Origin of the sequence: Plesiocystis pacifica SIR-1 (assembly GCF_000170895.1) — a bacterium.
In the GTDB taxonomy this organism is placed as follows: Bacteria; Myxococcota_A; Polyangia; order Nannocystales; family Nannocystaceae; genus Plesiocystis; species Plesiocystis pacifica.
In genome coordinates, this window is the sequence record NZ_ABCS01000015.1 from 53,242 (window position 1) to 70,059 (window position 16,818).

A 16,818-nucleotide genomic window follows, 5' to 3' on the forward strand; every position below is an offset into this window, starting at 1 on the left:
CATCACATCGGGATGAGGCCCGCGAGCTTCGTCTTCAGGGCGTGGATCGAGCTGCCGATCTGGCCCAGGTCCAGGACCGCCGGGTCGAGGAAGTTGGGCACGCAGGTCGCCAGGGCGTCGAGGACCTTGAGGGCGTCGGTGTCGGTCTCGATGTAGTCCGGGATGGCGTCGAGGCCGAGCAGGTCGAAGATGTGGGGGAAGTCCGGGGCGCTCGGGTCCGAGGTGGGGTTCGGCGTCGGCGCGTCGTCGACGTACATCGGATCCGGGGGGCACTCGACCTGGTGCAGGCTCGCCTCGAACAGGTGGCGATCGATGAGCTTGGCGAAGTCGAGGTCGGGGACCTCGTGCTGCTCGAGGTCCCAGGTCGTGCAGTAGTCGCCAAAGGGCGTGAACATGAAGGCCGGCTCGGAGGTCGAGAACTCCGTCCACGGCGGCGCGGGGGGCCAGCTCGGGTCGCAGCCCTCCCCCTCGCTGGGCTCGGGCTCCGGGCCGATCGCCAGATCCCGGCACAGGTGATCGAGGATCGCGTTGACGGCGTGGCGCGCCGACTCGTTCGCCGACTCCATCGTGCCCAGGCGGGTGAAGGTGCGCATGTAGGTCCCCGCGAGCACGAGGTTGTCGAAGTGGACGAGGTAGCCGTCGTCCTCGTGCTGCCAGACCTGCGTGCCCTTGGAGTAGCTCCCCCGCCCCGGCACCCGCGAGCGCTGGCTGCGATCGAGGGTCGACCACGGCTCGCCCGCGGGCCGAGCCGCCCAGTCGTCGATGAGGTTGATGAGGTAGGGGTAGCGGTTGCGCAGCGGCTTTTGGTCGAGGCCGAGCTCGATGTAGTCGTCGACGTGCGCGGCCATGGCGTAGGGCGCCGAGTAGCGCCCGACCTGACCCAGGCACAGGCGGATCTGGGTCTGCGAGGCCTCGGCGATGTCGATGGCGGTCATCGCCGAGGGCGAGCTGAACGCGACGGTGCCGTCGGGCAGCACCATGCTGCCGGGCTCCCAGGCCCCGATGTCGATGCTGAAGTTGCCCAGAAAGCGCGACTTGACCTCGCCCTCGAGCGGGGCGTAGGCGCGCCAGTACTGGTACTGCGACACGGCCGAGAGCCCCCACGGAGACTCGGCGAAGTAGACGTGGGCGTCGGCGAAGGCGATGCGCGCGGGGTAGAACAGCTGCAGGCCCGTGAGCGTCTGGTAGCGCCGCTCGAGGCCGACTTGGCTGGCCAGGTCGAGGCTGTGAAACTCCGGGTCCCGGGCCGCCGCGGAGCTCCCTGGATCGGCCTTGGGGTAGGCGTAGTCCTGGAAGCCTTCGAGGGCGCCCACCTCCGGCAGGTTCTGGGTCAAGGCCGCCGCCGCGATCAGGTCGGTGGCGATGAGCACGTAGTGGCGCTCGCCCGCCGGCCAGGGATCCGCGCCCGTGGGCTGCGGCGGCGCGATGCGTCCCGAGCTGTCGCGCTGCAGCGGGGCCACGTTGCACACGTGGAACTCGACCCCCTGGACCTCGAGGTACTGGCGCCAGTGCCTGAACCACGCCTCGCTGGTCGGCCCCGTCAGCGTCGAGTCCGTCATCTCGTGCATGCCGATGTTGTCCATCATCAGCTGCACGCTGACGTTGCCCTGGGTGCGCGCGTCGGCGATCTCGGCCTTCATGGCCACGAGGGCCTGGGGCGAGTGCTTGAGGGCCTCGGCGAAGCGCGCCCCGTAGGCCAAGCGCGCGGCGCTCGGGTCGACGGGCTCGGAGCTCGGCACGGAGCGCAGGTCGACCAGGGACAGGAAGTCCCACCAGCTCAGCTGCTCGTAGCAGGCCTCGCGGCGCTCGCTCGACGAGGTCATGTAGCGGACCAGGCGAAGCATGAAGCGCAGGATGTCCGAGGGGCGGTAGCCCAGGTCCCGACGCACGCGCAGGTACACCTCGCGGGCCTCGGCCATGCTGCGCACGGGCACGCGGGGGAAGGCCGTGGGGAAGGCCCGCTGGGGATCGCCGATGGCCTGCCACTTGATCTCGCGCAGGTTGTCGAGGGCCGTGCGCACGCCGAACTCGCCGCGCTCGGCCTCGTAGATGGGCGTGCGCTTCATGGTCTCGCGCAGGTGGCGATAGAAGCCGGCGAAGAAGCGGTAGCCGTGCTCGCCCGCGACGAGCTGCCCGCCCTCGACCTCGCGGGTGACGCTCAGGAAGATCGCCTTGCCGAAGCCGGGGAAGGACTCGGGGAACAGCTCGGGGTCGAACTCGACGGTCGCCGGGGGCAGCCACACGCCCAGGTCGAGGCCGGGGAAGGCCTCTTGCTCCGTCGCGTGGGTGAGCAGTTTTTGGTGCAGCGCGGTGAGCTCGTGGGTCTGCGACTCGGAGACTCCGGGCTGGACGATGTGGACCACCTGCAGCCACGACTGCTTGCGCCGCAGTCGATCGAAGCGCCCGTCCTCTTTGAGCCAGCGCGCGAGCTTCTTGGGCAGCGCCGGATCCAGCTTGGGCTTCCCGTCCTTGCCGCTGATCATGAGGGTCAGGGTCGACTCCTTCGCCAGCTCCGCGAAGGTCAGCGGGCGGGTGAGCGATTGCAGCAGGCGAATGGGCGGCGCGCCCGAGGGGCTCGGGTCGGGGGTCCCCGCCGGCGTCGATCCTCCGGGCGGCTTGCCTCCCTGGTCCTCGTTGTCATTGCTGTCGTTATTATTGTCGCCTCCGAAGGGGTTGCCCCCGGGCTGCTTGCCGCCCTGGTCGAGGCTGCCTCCCGGCTGCTTGCCCGGCGTCCCGGGGAGGTGCCCCTCGAAGCTCCCCTTGGGGTCCTCGTTGACGACCTTGGGCAGCTCTCCGAGCGGCTTGACCGGAACGGTGGCGGCCTCGTGGCCCCCCGCCTGCGCAGCCGGCGTGAGGGGCTCCCGCGCCGTCGACGAGCCCCGCTTCGTGGTCCTCACCCGCCCGATCAAGCTCTTGGCCGCCTGACCCCGCCGCCGCGCCAGCTTGCGCGCGAGCTCGGGCCGAGTGAAGGCCGCCCCCTTCTCGGCCGCTCCCGCCTTGCTGACAGGCCTCCGCTTCGCCGCCTTCTTCTTGCTCGACTTCTTCTTGCCGCCGCCGGGCGACGCGGGCTCCCCCGTCGGGCTGTCGTCGTCAATGATGTCGATGGGCCGGCTGTGTCCCGACAGCCCGATGCAGGTGTCCATCTCGTGGGGCAAGACGGCCCACTGGGTCCGCGCGATGCCGCCGACGTCGACGATCTCCGCCGTGCTCGCGGCCACCATGTCGCCGTCGGTCTCGCGCGCGACGTCCATGGGCGAGTTGCTCTCGCGCTCGAGCACGCGGACACGGAAGCCGCGCTCGATGAACTCGTGGGCGGCGCTGAGGCCCGTGATGCCGCCGCCGATGATCGTGACTATGGGGGTGGTGGAGCAGGTGTTTTCAATGGTGGGCATGGAGTTCTCCAGCGAGAGGGGTTCGGGCGCTCGGCAGCTCACGCAGCGCGCGGGCGAGTTCGGGGCCCCTGCCGCTGCGCATGAGGCCGTGGATGAAGACTTGGGCGGCGCGCCCGATGGCGCCGAGGCTGGCCACGCCCGCGCGCAGCTCGAGGCTGCCGCGGCGCAGGGCCGCCTCGAGGCCGAGGGCGCCGTCGAGCAGCTCGAGGACCGTCGCGTGGCTCGTGCGCAGGCCGACGGGGGCGGGGCGCTCGGCGACGCATCGAGTCTGGCCGTCGACGACGGCCAGGTGCAGCCGCTCCTCACCCACGCGCAGCTCGAGGGCGTCGTCACCCAGGGCTGCCGTCAGTGACTCGGCGAGGGCCGAGGCCAGCGACGGGCTCGTGCGCTCGAGCAGCTCCAGGGCCAGCTCCACCCACGCGCGCAAGGTCGGAGGCTCGAGGGGCCCCGTCTGCGCGCACGGGCGCGAGCGCGGCCCCGGGCTCACGCGCGAGCGCGGCCCCGGGCTCACGCGCACGAACTCGAACACACCGCGGCCGGTCCATCGCTGGGTCTCGCCCGCGGCGTTCGTGCAGACAAAATCCACCGGCCCCACGCACTCGTGGATGGTGACGAGCCCAGTCGGCTGGCGATCGTTGGGGATGACCAGCTCGGCGACGTCCTCGACGCGCAGATCGAGGGCCAGGGTCGTGCCCCGTCGACGCGCGCGCAGCTCGACCTCGCCGGGCAAGTCCGCGTCGTGGCGCCGGCGCAGGAGGCCCGCGACCGCGGGGAGCCGGAAGCTCGCCTCGGCCCGCGACGGACCGCGAAGGCAGACCTCGAGCTCCGCGCCGCTCGCGGCCAGGGCGTTGCGTCCCCCCTGCCACCAAAACAGCTGCTCGACCGTGGTCCGCCCCCGCGCCCGGGACTGCAGGCTGCTGAACACCACGGCCTCGTCGCGCTCGGGCGCGTCGGGCAGGGCCACGCCCCACTCCCAGCAAAAGTCGTCGCCCCAGGCGAACTCGCCCCAGTTGTGGTCGTGGTAGGTCGGCGCCCCGGCGAGCTCGAAGCGCGCGTCGCCGAGGCGGACCGTGCCGGTGGCGAGGGCTCGCGGGGCGATCAGCCAGCTGAGCCGACGGCGGTCGCCGATGGGCTGGTTGGGCGCGACGAGGGCCATGGCCTCGGGGACCACGCGCAGCTCGAGCTCGACCCCGCGCCGCGGCTGGTGGACCGCGACGCGGTAGTGGCCGTCGACGAGCTCGAGGGTTCCGCCGGCCGCCCGAAAGCGCTTGCCGTCCCTCGAGACCCCGGTGACGCCCGGGTCCGCGCCGTCGACGAGGCCGAACCAGCGCCCCTCGCAGCGCGCCATGACGATGACCCGGGCTCGGTCGCTGGCCTCGGGCGCCCGCGACAGGCTGAAGTTGACCAGCAGCTCGAGGCCCGGGGCGAACACGATGAAGTGCTGCCACTCGCGCACGGGGGCGCGGCGCGGGCGAGGGCATCGCCAGCCGTCCTCTCCGAGCACCGCGCGGGCCAGGCTCATCGCAGGCTCAGCTCCTCGAGCGCCTCGTCCTCGCTCGCCTCGGGCTCGGCCGCGTCGACCCGCGAGCGCTCGATCTGCGCGGCGACGGTGCGCGACAGGCTGACCAGGCCCAAGAGCGCCTCGGCCACGCGGCGCTGGTCTGCGGACGGCGGGCGAGGATCCTCGGACTCGACGGCCCCCTCGCGCGCCAGGGCCTCGACGAGCTCGCGGTGACGGGTCAGCCGTCGGTGCAGCCCCAGCCACAGCGCCGCCCAGCCGTCGAGGTCGGCCTGCGCCCGGCCGCCCGCGTCGGCGTGGCCCCGCCCGCGCTCCATGACGCTCACCCCTCGTCCCCCTGCTTGGGCCCCCACAGGCCCGCGAACAGCTCGGCCCCCGCGGCCTCGACCTGGCCGGCGTCGACGATGCGCATCAAGTTGTCGACGTAGCTCGAGGGCAGCTCCCCCGGGGCCTCGTCGTCGAGCATGCCCTGGGCGAGCGCCCGGAGCAGGCGGCTCGCGTCGGCGACCCTCGGCGCGCGCAGGAGCTCGGCGTGCAGCTGCGCGCCCTCCTCCGAGCGCTCGGCGTAGTCGCGGCCCTCGGCGACGAGCGAGGCGAACAGGCCCCGAGCGGCGCGCGGGTGGGCCAAGAGCGCGCGGTGGAGCTCGAGCACGAGGGCGGTGAGCGGCTCGCTCGGGTCCGGGCGCTGCTCGGCGACGTCGGGGCTCGCCTGGGCCCGGGTGTCCGCGGCCGAGCGCGCCGCGTCGATCGCCGGCGCCATGGCGTTGACCCGCTCGCGGACTCGCTCGAGCTCGCTGCGGTGAATCGGCGGGCGGTCCCGCTTCGGAGTCGGCCTGCCCGGACTCGAGCGCCCGCCCAGGAGCTGCTCGGCGATCGCCCGCGCCTTCGCGTCGCGCTCGTCCCGGGTCACCGGGCCCTCTCGATCACGTAGCGCGGCAGCGCAGCCAGCAGGTCCCGGCCCTCGCCGGCCTCGAGCCAGGGCTCGAGCGCCCCGAGCAGCGCGAGGGCCTGCTCGCCGTGAGCCCGCGCCACCTCGGCCGCGAACTCGAGGCCCCCGCGGGCCTCGATGACGGCCATGAGCGCCGCGACCTCGGCCTCGGTCTTGAAGCGGGTGTCTCCGCCCTCGCCCAGCAAGCGCGCCCGCGCGACCGCGTCGAGGTGCCCCGCCGCGTGCAGCTCGGCGATGAGCTCGGCCCGCGCCAACGCAGCAGGATCGGGGCGCGGACGGGCGAGGATGGCCAGCGCCTCGTCTCGCTCGGCCGCTCCGGCCGCGTGCAGCGCATGAAGCAAGATCAAGGTCCGCTTGCCCTCCCACAGGTCGCCGGCGCTCTCCTTGCCGTAGGCCCCCGGCTCCCCCGCCGCGCGGAGGTTGAGCAGGTCGTCGGTGATCTGAAAGGCCACGCCGACGTGGCGCGCGTAGGCGGCCAGCTGCGCCCGCGCGTCCCCCCGCACCTCGGCGATGGTCGCCCCCACGACCACCGGCGTGATGAAGCTGTAGTGCGCCGTCTTGGCGACCACGAGCGCCTCGTAGGCCGCGGCGTAGTCCGAGCCAAAGTCCCAGCGACCCTGGCGGATCCACTCGAGCTCCCGGGCCTGCCCCGCCGCCGTCACGACCACGGTCTCGCGGACCAGATCCAGGACCTCGAGGGCCGGGCCCAGGCCGATGACCCCGGTGTTGTCGAGGAGCGGGCCCAGGGCCAAGGCCAGCATCGCGTCGCCCATGTTCATGGCCGTGGCCTGGCCGTAGCGCCGCTGGAGGGTCGGCTCCCCGCGCCGCGCGAGGGACTCGTCCTCGACGTCGTCGTGGATCAAAAAGGCGTTGTGCAGCAGCTCGAGGGCCGCGGCCGAGGGCAGCGCGGCGCTGCGCGAGGCGCCCAGGGCCCTCGCCGCGGCCACGCACAGCGCCGGGCGCAGCCCCTTGGCCGCCCGCAGCGGATAGTCCAGCAAGGGCGCGCGCAGGTCCTCGAGGGCCGGCTGGGCGCCGATCGCCGCCTCGATGTGCTCGAGCACTTCGTCCCGCACCCCGGCGCAGTAGCGGACCACCGCCGCCATCTCCCCGCCCCTCTCGTTCACCCGAGCCCCCATCGATCGCCCTCAGAGCGTGATCGAGTCAAAGCGCGGCATCAGCCGGTAGCCCACGTTCTGGCGCGACTCGATGATGCCCTCGACGCCGTGCTTGCGGAACTTGTCGCGGATCCGCTTGATGGCCCCGCGCAGGTTGTTGGACGTGGGGCTCTTCGAGCCAAAGGGCAGGCGCTCGCGGAGCAGCTCGGCCGAGGACACCCAGCCCCGGGCCTCGTCCTCGAAGTTGTCCATCTCGACGTAGCGGCTGGCGAGGACGTGGAGCAGGCAAAAGTCGAGGGCGCTCAGGGAGATCGGCGTGCGCTGGCGGCCCGAGGGGGTCTGGCGCTCGATGGTCACGAAGCCGCCGGACTCGTCCGTGGGCGCGAAGGCGATGGACCGGGCCTGGAACTGCGACACGGTGCTGAGCTGGGCCGAGCGGCAGGCCCGGAGCAGGGCCGCGAACTGCTCGGCGCGCAGGTCGGTGGTCGGCAAGAAGCGAAACCCAAAGTTGGCCACGGCCACGCGCGCGCCGTGGCGGATGCGCTGGGGCGCCGAGCCCAGGGCGACGCCGTCGACGGAGGTCCCGTTGCGGCTGCCCCGATCTTGGAGGTACCAGCCGCCGTCCTCGCGCCGATAGATGATCGCGGCGTGGGCCCGGGACACGCTGCGGTCGACGATCGCCAGGTCGCAGCGAGCCTCCCGCCCGATGATCGCCGGGGTCTCGCCGTCGGGGTCGAGCACGAAGTGGTGGGTCTGGCCGAAGGCGTCGAACAAGATCGCGTGCTTGCGGCCCTCGCCCACGCTCGGCGCGACCGAGCGCACCTGCGCGGCGAAGGCCCCGGCGACCGGGCGCGGCACGCAGTCGCGGCACAGCAGGCCGCCGGCGCGGGGCGCCGTACACAGCAAGCACTGCCCGCCCGCCGCCCGCTCGAGCACGTCGCCCAGGCCCAAGTCCACGCCCATGGGCTCGACGATATCGCGTTTCCGCGCCTGGGGCATCGATCACCTAACGCCACGCAAACGCGGGCCCGAAACCCGGAAAAACGCGTCGATTCCACGGCAGGACACACCTGCGCCCCCGAGCAGCTCAACCCGAGGCGGGCTCGGGGACCAGGGCTCGGGCCAGCCGCTCGTCCATGCTGGGGACCCGTTCACCCCGCCACCACCGCGCCGCGTCGGCGTGCTTGCCCATGCGAAGAGCCCCGAAGCCCTCGACCGCGTCAGCCAACGAGACACTCCGGCGCGCGGCCTTGGTTCCCGGCAGGGCTGCCTCGACGCTCCGGGCGAAGGGCAGCGCGCAGGGCTCCCGGCTCCGCGCCAGCTTGCGCAGGTCGGCCCGAGCGGCCCGCTCGAGGGCGCGCGCTTCGAGCCCCTTCGGCCAATCTGGGATCCCCGTCGGCGGCCCCTCCCGGCGCAGCTCCGCCGCCGCGGCCAGCTTGACCCGGGCCGCGAGGTAGCGCAGCTCGAGGCCGAGAAAGCGCATGGACAGGAGCATCGCCCGGCCGACGTGGGGCCAGGCCTCGTGGAGCTTCACGTAGGCCTCGCGGGCGCGCCCGCCCTCGTAGAGGGCGAGCTGGGACTGAGCCAGGAGGTTGTGCAGGTCGGGGGTGCTGAACACCCCCTCGGGCCAGGGCTGACCGAGGGCCTCGGCGGAGCACCACCGCTGAGGCTCGAGGGCCAGCGCGAGCTCCCGCCGAGCCTGCTCGGGCTGGCCGCGGTACAGCCACAGCAGCGAGGGGTGCCCGCTGCGGCAGTTGTGCATGGCCAGGGCGTCGCCGCGCTCCCGGGCCTCGGCGTAGGCCTGCTCGTGGCGCTCGCCCAGGGCCTCGACCTCGCCCATCAGCGCGAGGGCCGAGAGCCAGTAGAGGTCGTTGACCGAGCGCTCCCAGCTGACCCCCGAGCCGCGCAGGACCCGGTGGCGCTCGAAGTGCGCGTCGGCCCGCTCGGCGTGCTCGACCAGGCGCGGCCAGTCGCAGCGAAAGTACTCCCGGGTGGCCTTCGAGACCGCGTACCAGCCGCGCTCGTAGTCCGAGGCCTGGGCGCGCTCGAGCCAGTCGCCCGCGGCCGCGAGCAGGCGGTCGGCCCGGGGACCAAACAGCGGCCCGCCGATCGTCGCCTCGGCCGTGGCCTCGACGCACAGGCCCCGGAAAGCGTCGTGGCTCGCCCCGCAAGCCAGCGCCGCGTCGACGTGGCGGACCAGCAAGAAGTCGGCGAGGGCGAAGTTGAGGTGGGCCAGGCCCGTGCTCCCGGCCCACAGGATGTCGAGGCGCGCCCGGGCGCGGGGGCTCAGCTGCGCCGACTCCGTGGCCAGGGGCGCGCCGCGCAGCATCAGCCGGGTGCGCGTCCACAAGGTCCGCGCCATCGCCCGGGACAGCGCCGTGGGCAGGCCCAGGCCGTGGTCCGAGAGCAGCTCGTCGAGGAGGCGGTGGCCGTCGCGGACGCGCCCGCAGTGCAGGTACTCGCGGGTCGCCTGGCTGCGCAGGCGGGCGAGGGCCTGGGCCGCCTCGCTGTCCTCGGCCGGAGCCTCGCCCAGCCCCTCGAGGATCAGCGCCGCCGCCCGCTCGTAGGCCTGCGCCGCCGCCTCGCTGCGCCCCTCGTTGACCCGCGCGTCGCCGAGCTTCTCGGCCCAGCCCGCGCGCTCGTCGTGCGCCGCCGCGTCGCCGAGCTCGAGGGCCTGCGCCCAGTAGTCGCCCGCGGTCGCAAAGGCCAGCGCCCCCTCGGCCCGCTCGGCCGCGGCCAGGGTGTAGCCCAGGGCCGCCTCGCGGCGACCGGCGTGGCGACTGTGGTGGGCGAGGAGCTCGACGGCGTGGGGCGAGGCGTCGGCGTAGCTGTCGGCCAGGCGCCCGTGCAGCTCGCGGCGCGCGTCGACCCCGAGCTGCTCGAGGCGCGCCGCTCGGATGCGATCGTGGAACACCGCCAGGCGCTCGCTCGCGTCGGCCTGGGCGTAGCGGATCAGGCCCAGGTCCTCGAGGGCGCGCAGAGCCACCCCCGCCGAGGGGGTCTGGGCCGCGCCCGTGGCGACGCGCCGCGCCATGGGCCCGGTGCCGATCACCAGCACGTCGAGGAGGCGCTGGCTGGGCCCGTCGAGCTCGGCGATGGACCGCCGGATCAACGCCGAGAGCGGATCGGCCTGGGCCGCTGGCACCCCGAGCTCTCCGGCCACCTCGCCGCCCCGCGCGAGCATGCGGACGAACACCGGCAGGCCGCCGGTGAGGCGATGGACCTCGTCCAGCTCGACGCCGTGGCGCGCGGCCAAGGCCGCGGTCTCGCGTTCGCTGAAGGGGCCGAGCTCGATGACCCGGCGCGGGGCCGCGCTCGCGCGCCAGGCCGGCTCCGCTTCGCCGGAGGCCTCCCCGCGCGAGGTCAGCACGAACAGCGCCCCCGGGACCACCCCCGGGCCCAGGAGCTGCTCGAGCAAGCTGTCGCTGTCGCCGTCGAGCCACTGCACGTCGTCGATCCACACGATCAACCGACGCTGGGCCGCGACCTCGGCCAGCACCGCCCCGAGGGCCGTGAACGCGGCGATGCGCCGGGCCTTGTCGTCCAGCGGGGCCTCGCCGCCCTCTTCGAGTTCGTCCGCCCAGCCCAGCGCGCGCAGCTGCACGAACAGCTCGCCCACGCTGGCCAGCCCGCCCTCGTGGCGCAGGCGCAGCTCGTCCTCGTCGACCAGGTGATCGCGCAGGTCCGAGATGGCGTTGTCGAAGCCGCCGAAGGCCATGCGCTCGTGGAGGTGGCAGTCCCCGCGCAGCACCAACAAGCGCCGCCCGTCTCGATCCGCCAGGCCTTCGAGCCAGGCGTTGACCAGGGCCGTCTTGCCGATGCCCGAGGGGCCCCGGACCTCGACCACCGCCGCCCCGCTGCCCGCCGCCGCGTCCCGGGCCGCCCCGTCGAGGACCCCGAGCTCGTCCGCCCGGCCCACGAAGGGCTCCTCCATGGAGGCCCCGCGCCCGTGGCTGAACTGCCCGGACGCCCGGCGAAAGCGTCGATGCGGATCGCCAGCGATGGCCGCGAGCCGGGCGAAGCTCGCCTCGGCGTCGGGCCGCCCCGCCGGGTTGGGGTCGAGGAGCTCGACGATCAGCTCGACGAGCGCCGCGACGGGGCAGCGCGGCGCCAGCCAGGCCTGCAGGTCCACGTCCGTCGGCGGCGGCGCCCCGGTCATCGCGTGGACCAGGGTCGCCCCGAGGGCGTAGAAGTCACCGGGCGGCCCGAGCACCCCAGCGAACAGCTCCGGCGCGATGTAGCCCGGCGTGCCCGCGACGTTGGCCATGGGCGCCGGCTGCCCCGGCAGGCGCCGGTAGCTCGCCGCCAGGCCAAAGTCCGCGAGCACCGGGCGGCCCTGCGCCGTGACCAGGATGTTCGAGGGCTTGACGTCGCGGTGGACCAGCCCCGCTTGGTGGAGGGCGTCGAGGGCCGAGACCAGGTCGCAGCAGATGTCCGCGAGGCCGCGGATGCGCTCGGAGGACAGCGCCGTCCCCCGCCACTGCCCCGCCGCCGCCTGGCTCGCTCCGGCGCCGGCCTTGGCCTGGCGCGGATCGGGGATGGTCTCGCCCATGCCGAGGGTGCTGAGCACGTCCACCGGGTCCCCCGACCAGGTCCACCGCGCCAGGTCGGCGGCCTCGAGCAGCTCCATGGTGAAGAACATCTGATCGCCCTCGATGAACAGGTCGAGGGGGCGGATCAGGTTGGGGTGGGTGACCCGGCGGGCCCGGAACTCGCGGGCGAGCAGCTCCGCCGAGGCCGAGCTGTGGGCGAGCACGGTCTTGAGCGCGACGTGGTGGCCGTACTCGCGGTCGAGGACCTCGAACACCATGCCCATGCCGCCCTGCCCGAGGGTGCGGACGTACTCGTAGCGCTCGGTCGCGGGGAAGGTGTGGGGAGGGGAGCCCACGGGGGATGCTTGCACACTCTGCGGACGGCTTGTGGCCGGGGATCCCGTTCGCCACCAGGGGTCCGCTCACTGGCGGTTGACCGGAGCATCGAGGGAGCGAGTGACGACGTCCCCAGCGAGCTGGGCCCGCGCGAGCGCTCGAGCCCAGGCGCGCTAAGCTTCCGCGATGCTCCGACCGCGCGCGCTGTCCTCGGCCTTCGTCCTCGCGGCGCTCGCCTGCACGGGGTGCGGCGAGCGGGACAGCCCCGCCCCCGCGACGCCCGACACCGCGACCCCGAGCACGATCGCAGAGCCCGACGCCCCCGCCCCTGCGCTCCAGTGGCGCGGCCCCAACCGCTACGACCTGCGCCTCGGCGAGCTCACCGTCGGCGCAGGCCTGAAGGTCCCGGGCGCCCCGTGGACCGAGCGCTACGCGGGCGCCCGCGCCCAGCTCGAGAGCCCTGCCGGCAGCGCCCTCACGCTCACCCTCGAGCCCGGAGCGGTCCGCGAGCCCGCGCGCTCTGGCCACCACGAGCACGCCGTCGGCGCGGCCGCCCCCCACCGAGTCGTCTGCGCCTTCAGCCTGGCCCCGGAGGAAGCCGGGCTGCTCGACGCCTTGACCCGCGAGTGCGCCGAGCTGAGCATCGAGTTCGAGCCCGACCCGCGCGTCAGCTGGGCCATCGAGCTCGAGCCGGCGGTCGTGTCGATGGCCCAGCGCGACGAGCTGAGCATCCGCTACCGGGTGACCAACGACGGGGACGCGACCCTCGACGCCAGCGCCTACGGGCTCCAGTGGAAGCTCGACGGCGAGGACTCCATGGTCCTGGGCATGGCCTTCGGCAACGGGCTCCGCGACGGACGCTGGGCAGCGCTCCCGCCGGGCGCCTCCGTCGACGACCGTCGCGTCGGCCTCGAGCTCGCCGACGCTCCGGGGGAGTACACGATCACCCTGCACCACCTCGACCACGAGGTGGCGCGCGCGACTTTGAAGGTCACGCCCTGAGCGCTGCGGGGCTCAGGGCCCCGGCGCCGCTGCGTCGTCCACGAACTCGTTGGTCACCAGGGGACTGTCGTCGAGCTCCGGCGCGTCCGGGTACGCCCTCGGGCACCCCGCCACGCCGCCGTGGTGCGAACAACAACCGCGCTGATCGTAGCCGCACGTGCAGCTCGGAGAGCGCGTCCCGTCCGCGCACTGCAAGCGGGTGTTCTCCCAGCTTCGCACCCGGCTCTCGTAGCGAGCCTCGGCCTTTGCCTGGGCCTCGTCCCGCTTTCGCCGCGCCCGCGCGATCGTTTTCTGGGCCGCCGCGGCGAGCTGCGCGGCCGAAGCCAACGCCGCTTCGTTCGCCTCGGCCTTGTCCGGCGGCGGCTGCAGCTGAACCGCCAGCACCGCCCGCTCGTCCACCGTCGCCGCGCTCACGCACGCGCTGAGCGAGCACAGCTGGGGCGCCGCGCGGATGTCGTCCCGAGCCTCGAACACGTGCTCGAGGACGTGCTGGGCCAGCGCCGGTGCGTCGGCTTCGCTCGCCCCGAGCTCGACGAGCACGGCCTGCGTCGACCCCCGCGCGGCGGCGCCGTCCGGGTGCGCGAAGGCTCGCTCGAGCCCCCAAAACCACCAATAGCCAACGCGGGCCCCCTCGGCGAAGGATCCCCGCGCGAGCAGCTCGCCCGCGTCGTCCCACTCCGAGCAGCGACCATCCAACACGTCGCGTCGATACTCGCAGGCTCGCCGCCGGGCTCCGTTGGGCCAGTAGTCGACGCTCCAGCCGTGGCGCAGCCGCTGGCCGCCCTCGCCGGTGAGAACACACGCCCAGCCCTTCCCGTCTGGGGGAGCGTGGCCCAGCGCCGCGGCCTCGGGTGGGCAGGGGCCTGAAGCGGGAGCGGGGGGCGGGACGAACAGCGCCGCGACGACAGAGACGATCAGGCGGAGCACGCTCAAAACCTCCCCTCGAGCGCCAGACCGATCTCACCGGGTCCCGGCGCGAGCCAGGTGGTCACCGGCGTCGCCGCCCGTTGCTTGGCCACGGTCCCCGAGATCAACGAGATCCCGCCGAGCAGCAGCGAGGACCCTCCCGCCGTGGCGGCGATGATCGTCGCCCGCCGCTGGCCCGCGCTCTGACGCTCGAGCTCAGCCAGCCGCGCCGGATCGCCGACGCCCGCGTCCACGAAGGACGCCTCGGCGGCGAGCGAGGTCTGGGTCCGCGAGTAGTCCTGGTAGAGGTACGCCGCGACCGCGAGGCCGACGATCCCCGCCCCGCCGAACACGCTGCCCGCGACTCGCAGCCCGTGCCCGGCCCCTCGACCGCCCGGCGACGTCGGATCACCGAGAGGTGGGCTGGGCGTGGGCGCTGGCCTCGACGCCGGCCTCGACTCCGGCGCGCTCGTTCGCGCGACGGGGGCCGGCGCTGGCGGCTTGGGCCCGGGCGGAGGGTCCCAGCTCTCGGCGTGGGGATCCGGCATGTCCGCGACGAAGGCCGAGGCGCCGTCTGAGGTCTGCTCTCTACCGTCCCCGGCCGGCGGCGCCGGTGGGGGCTCGAGGGAGAGCGTGCAGGCGAAGGTGAGCGCGCAGGTCAGCATGAGTTCGGGGCTCGCATGGTGGGGGCCAACACCTCTACCGTGACAGCCCACGGCGTTTGGTTCGCCGCAGCCCCGAAAAGATTGCGACGCGCCTCACTCGGCCCAGGACAGCGCCGGGTAGTCCGTGTAGCCCTTCGCGTCCCCGCCGAAGAAGGTCTCCCGCTGCGGCGCGTTCAAGGCCGCTCCCCGGCGAAAGCGCTCGGGCAGGTCCGGGTTGGCGAGGAAGGTCGAGCCGAACAGCACCCCGTCCGCGCGACCCGAGTCGATCGCCCTCCGGGCCGAGTCCGCGAGGAAGCCCCCGTTGGCCAGGTAGGCCCCGTCGAAGCGCTCGCGGATCAGCCTGTGCACCTCGCCCGGCTCCGCCGGCCGCTCCGCCGGCGCGCCGAAGTACTCGACGATGTCGAGGTAGGCCAGGCCGACTCGGGACAGCTCGGTCACCAGCGCGCCGTAGGTGGGCAGCAGCTCCGACTCGCTCACCCCGCCGATGGACCCCAGCCCCGGCGACAGGCGCATGCCCACGCGCTCGGGGCCCCACACCGCCGCGACGGCCTCGGCGACCTCGACGGCGAAGCGGATCCGCTTGGTCACGCTGCCGCCGTAGTCGTCGTCGCGGTGGTTGCTCCCGTCGGCGAGGAACTGGTGGATGAGGTAGGCGTTGGCCCCGTGGATCTCCACGCCGTCGAAGCCGGCTTGCTTGGCGAGCTCGGCCCCGCGCGCGTACTGGTCGACCACGCCGGGGATCTCCTCGCGGCTCAGGGCTCGGGGCGTCGAGGTCGGCGCGAAGCCGGTCTCGCCGCCCAGGAAGATGTGCGCGCCCGCGTCGATGGCCGAGGGCGCGACCGGGGCCTCGCCGCCGTGGAAGTCGACGTGGGACATGCGGCCCACGTGCCACAGCTGCAGCGCGATGCGCCCGCCGTTGGCGTGCACCGCCTCGGTGACCTCGCGCCAGCCCGCGACCTGCTCGGCGCTGTGGATGCCGGGCGTGTAGGCGTAGCCCTTGCCCTGGGGGCTGACCTGCGTCGCCTCCGTGAAGATCAGCCCCGCGCTGGCCCGTTGCGCGTAGTAGCGGGCGTTGAGCTCCGTCGGCACGTCGCCCGGCTGGGCAGCCCGCGAGCGCGTCAGCGGAGCCATCAGCACGCGGTTGGGCAGCTGCAGGGCTCCGAGGTCGAGGGCACGAAAGAGGGGGTCCGTCTCGGTCGGCGAAGTGTCGCGCATGGCGACCTCCCGGTACGGACCCCTCGGAAAGACCGTTACCCCCGGCCCTCCCCGATCTGCCTGGATGAAAGTCAGCCCTCGCGCGCGACGGCGTAGGACTTCGAGAGCTCCGGATCGCGGGCGATCTCGTAGAGCAACGCCTCGAACTTCTCGCGGTCGAGACCGGCGCCCGCGAGGATCTCGTCGGACGCGTCGGGGCGCCGTCACAGGCGGCGAGGGAGACGGCAACGCTCAGGCAGACGATGGTGATGAATTGCTTGGTCATGACAGCGGGCTCCTCTACCTGGGTCCGTCACCCTTGGATCCGTTCCCTTTCAGGGTTTTTCCTTGGCCCCAGGCCCGGCTCGCCCTTGCCCCCAGGGCGGCCCCTCTCGACAAACATTGCGGACATCACGCCGATCCGCTATCGAGGTGGCATGAACCAGTGGGACGACGTGCAGCTCCAGGAGATGCGGGAAGAGGAACAGCGGCTGAACGCGGCCCGCAAGCGCAAGCAGGTGATCGGGCTCGTGATCGGGGGCGTGCTCGCGGTCGCGCTGGTGGTGCTCACGATCATGGGCAGAATCGCCGCCGCCAACGCGGGACACGAGCTGCACTTCTTCGGGCAGCACGACACCGACGTGCGGGTCGAGATCGAGGGCGAGGAGAACTTCGTGATCCCCACCAACGGCTACCACCGCATCCGGCCCTCGCGGCCCGGCACCCACCACCTGACGATCACCGCGCTCGAGTCGAACACCACCCACGAGCTGGAGCTCGAGGTGCCCGGCCCCGACCCGGAGGGCGAGGCGGTCCTGGCCGTGCCCACCAAAGAGGGCGAGTGCTTCGTCGCCTTCGACGTCTCGACCTGGTACAGCGGCAGCGCGACGCTGTTGGAGATCGCCGCTGACCGTGCCGACGGCGTCGCCCCGAAGGGCTCGGGCCAGTCCCTCCCGCGCCCCATCGTGGTCTCGCGCATGAACACCCTCGATCCCCTGCCCTCGCGCTTCATCCACCGCTACTGGGCCCTGCCCTCGCTCGCCGACCCCGGGGAGACCGTCCTCGTCGTGCTCGAGACCGAGTGCGCCGCGCTGGCCAACTCCGACGGCGAGCACATCGCTCGTCTGCTCGAGGCGCTGACCCCCTAGCAGTCGCCCACCCCGGCCGCGCCGGGACCCATGATCCACGAAAGCGTCGTCCACGGGTGG

12 protein-coding genes are annotated in these 16,818 nt (G+C 73.5%); 2 read left to right on the forward strand and 10 right to left on the reverse strand.

The genetic code is table 11. The features are described from left to right. Positions 1-2 precede the first annotated feature (2 nt). The 7 genes from PPSIR1_RS09985 to PPSIR1_RS10015 form a co-directional block, all read right to left on the reverse strand. Positions 3-3,392, reverse strand: coding sequence for an NAD(P)-binding protein (locus tag PPSIR1_RS09985; protein ID WP_006970911.1), 3,390 nt, complete (start codon positions 3,390-3,392; stop codon positions 3-5). Further along, positions 3,379-4,914, reverse strand: coding sequence for a hypothetical protein (locus tag PPSIR1_RS09990; RefSeq protein ID WP_006970912.1), 1,536 nt, complete (start codon positions 4,912-4,914; stop codon positions 3,379-3,381). The genes PPSIR1_RS09985 and PPSIR1_RS09990 overlap by 14 nt, the downstream gene beginning before the upstream one ends. Further along, entirely contained in the window at positions 4,911-5,228 is a 318-nt protein-coding gene (locus PPSIR1_RS09995) for a hypothetical protein (RefSeq protein ID WP_157595391.1), read from the reverse strand. Before PPSIR1_RS09995 ends, PPSIR1_RS09990 begins: the two co-directional genes overlap by 4 nt. Positions 5,229-5,233: 5 nt before the next feature. After that, positions 5,234-5,821 carry a hypothetical protein gene (locus tag PPSIR1_RS10000; RefSeq protein WP_006970914.1) on the reverse strand — a complete coding sequence of 196 codons (588 nt, stop codon included), beginning with the start codon at positions 5,819-5,821 and terminating at the stop codon, positions 5,234-5,236. Then, entirely contained in the window at positions 5,818-6,984 is a 1,167-nt protein-coding gene (locus PPSIR1_RS10005; RefSeq protein ID WP_006970915.1) for a polyprenyl synthetase family protein, read from the reverse strand. Before PPSIR1_RS10005 ends, PPSIR1_RS10000 begins: the two co-directional genes overlap by 4 nt. 21 nt (positions 6,985-7,005) lie before the next feature. Then, positions 7,006-7,938: an FHA domain-containing protein gene (locus tag PPSIR1_RS42330; protein ID WP_006970916.1), complete on the reverse strand. Its 933-nt coding sequence runs from the start codon at positions 7,936-7,938 to the stop codon at positions 7,006-7,008. A 124-nt stretch (positions 7,939-8,062) separates the two neighbouring features. Continuing rightward, positions 8,063-11,863, reverse strand: a complete 3,801-nt coding sequence (locus tag PPSIR1_RS10015; protein ID WP_006970917.1) for a serine/threonine-protein kinase — start codon at positions 11,861-11,863, stop codon at positions 8,063-8,065. A gap of 166 nt (positions 11,864-12,029) precedes the next feature. Here PPSIR1_RS10015 and PPSIR1_RS10020 point away from each other — a divergent pair, with 166 nt between their 5' ends. Then, positions 12,030-12,845, forward strand: a complete 816-nt coding sequence (locus PPSIR1_RS10020) for a hypothetical protein (RefSeq protein ID WP_006970918.1) — start codon at positions 12,030-12,032, stop codon at positions 12,843-12,845. Between the two features lie 12 nt (positions 12,846-12,857). On the opposite strand, the gene PPSIR1_RS10025 is transcribed toward PPSIR1_RS10020, so the two are convergent. The 3 genes from PPSIR1_RS10025 to PPSIR1_RS10035 all read right to left on the reverse strand — a co-directional run bounded on the left by PPSIR1_RS10025 (position 12,858) and on the right by PPSIR1_RS10035 (position 15,631). Then, positions 12,858-13,772, reverse strand: a complete 915-nt coding sequence (locus tag PPSIR1_RS10025) for a toxin-antitoxin system YwqK family antitoxin (protein WP_045115747.1) — start codon at positions 13,770-13,772, stop codon at positions 12,858-12,860. Positions 13,773-13,774: 2 nt separating this feature from the next. Next, positions 13,775-14,416 (reverse strand): hypothetical protein, encoded by a 642-nt coding sequence (locus PPSIR1_RS47650; RefSeq protein ID WP_157595392.1) that lies wholly within the window; start codon positions 14,414-14,416, stop codon positions 13,775-13,777. Between the two features lie 93 nt (positions 14,417-14,509). Then, positions 14,510-15,631, reverse strand: a complete 1,122-nt coding sequence (locus tag PPSIR1_RS10035; protein WP_006970921.1) for an alkene reductase — start codon at positions 15,629-15,631, stop codon at positions 14,510-14,512. 416 nt (positions 15,632-16,047) lie between these two features. Between PPSIR1_RS10035 and PPSIR1_RS10040 the strand changes: the two genes are divergently transcribed. Continuing rightward, positions 16,048-16,758 carry a hypothetical protein gene (locus PPSIR1_RS10040; protein ID WP_006970923.1) on the forward strand — a complete coding sequence of 237 codons (711 nt, stop codon included), beginning with the start codon at positions 16,048-16,050 and terminating at the stop codon, positions 16,756-16,758. Positions 16,759-16,818: the final 60 nt, after the last annotated feature.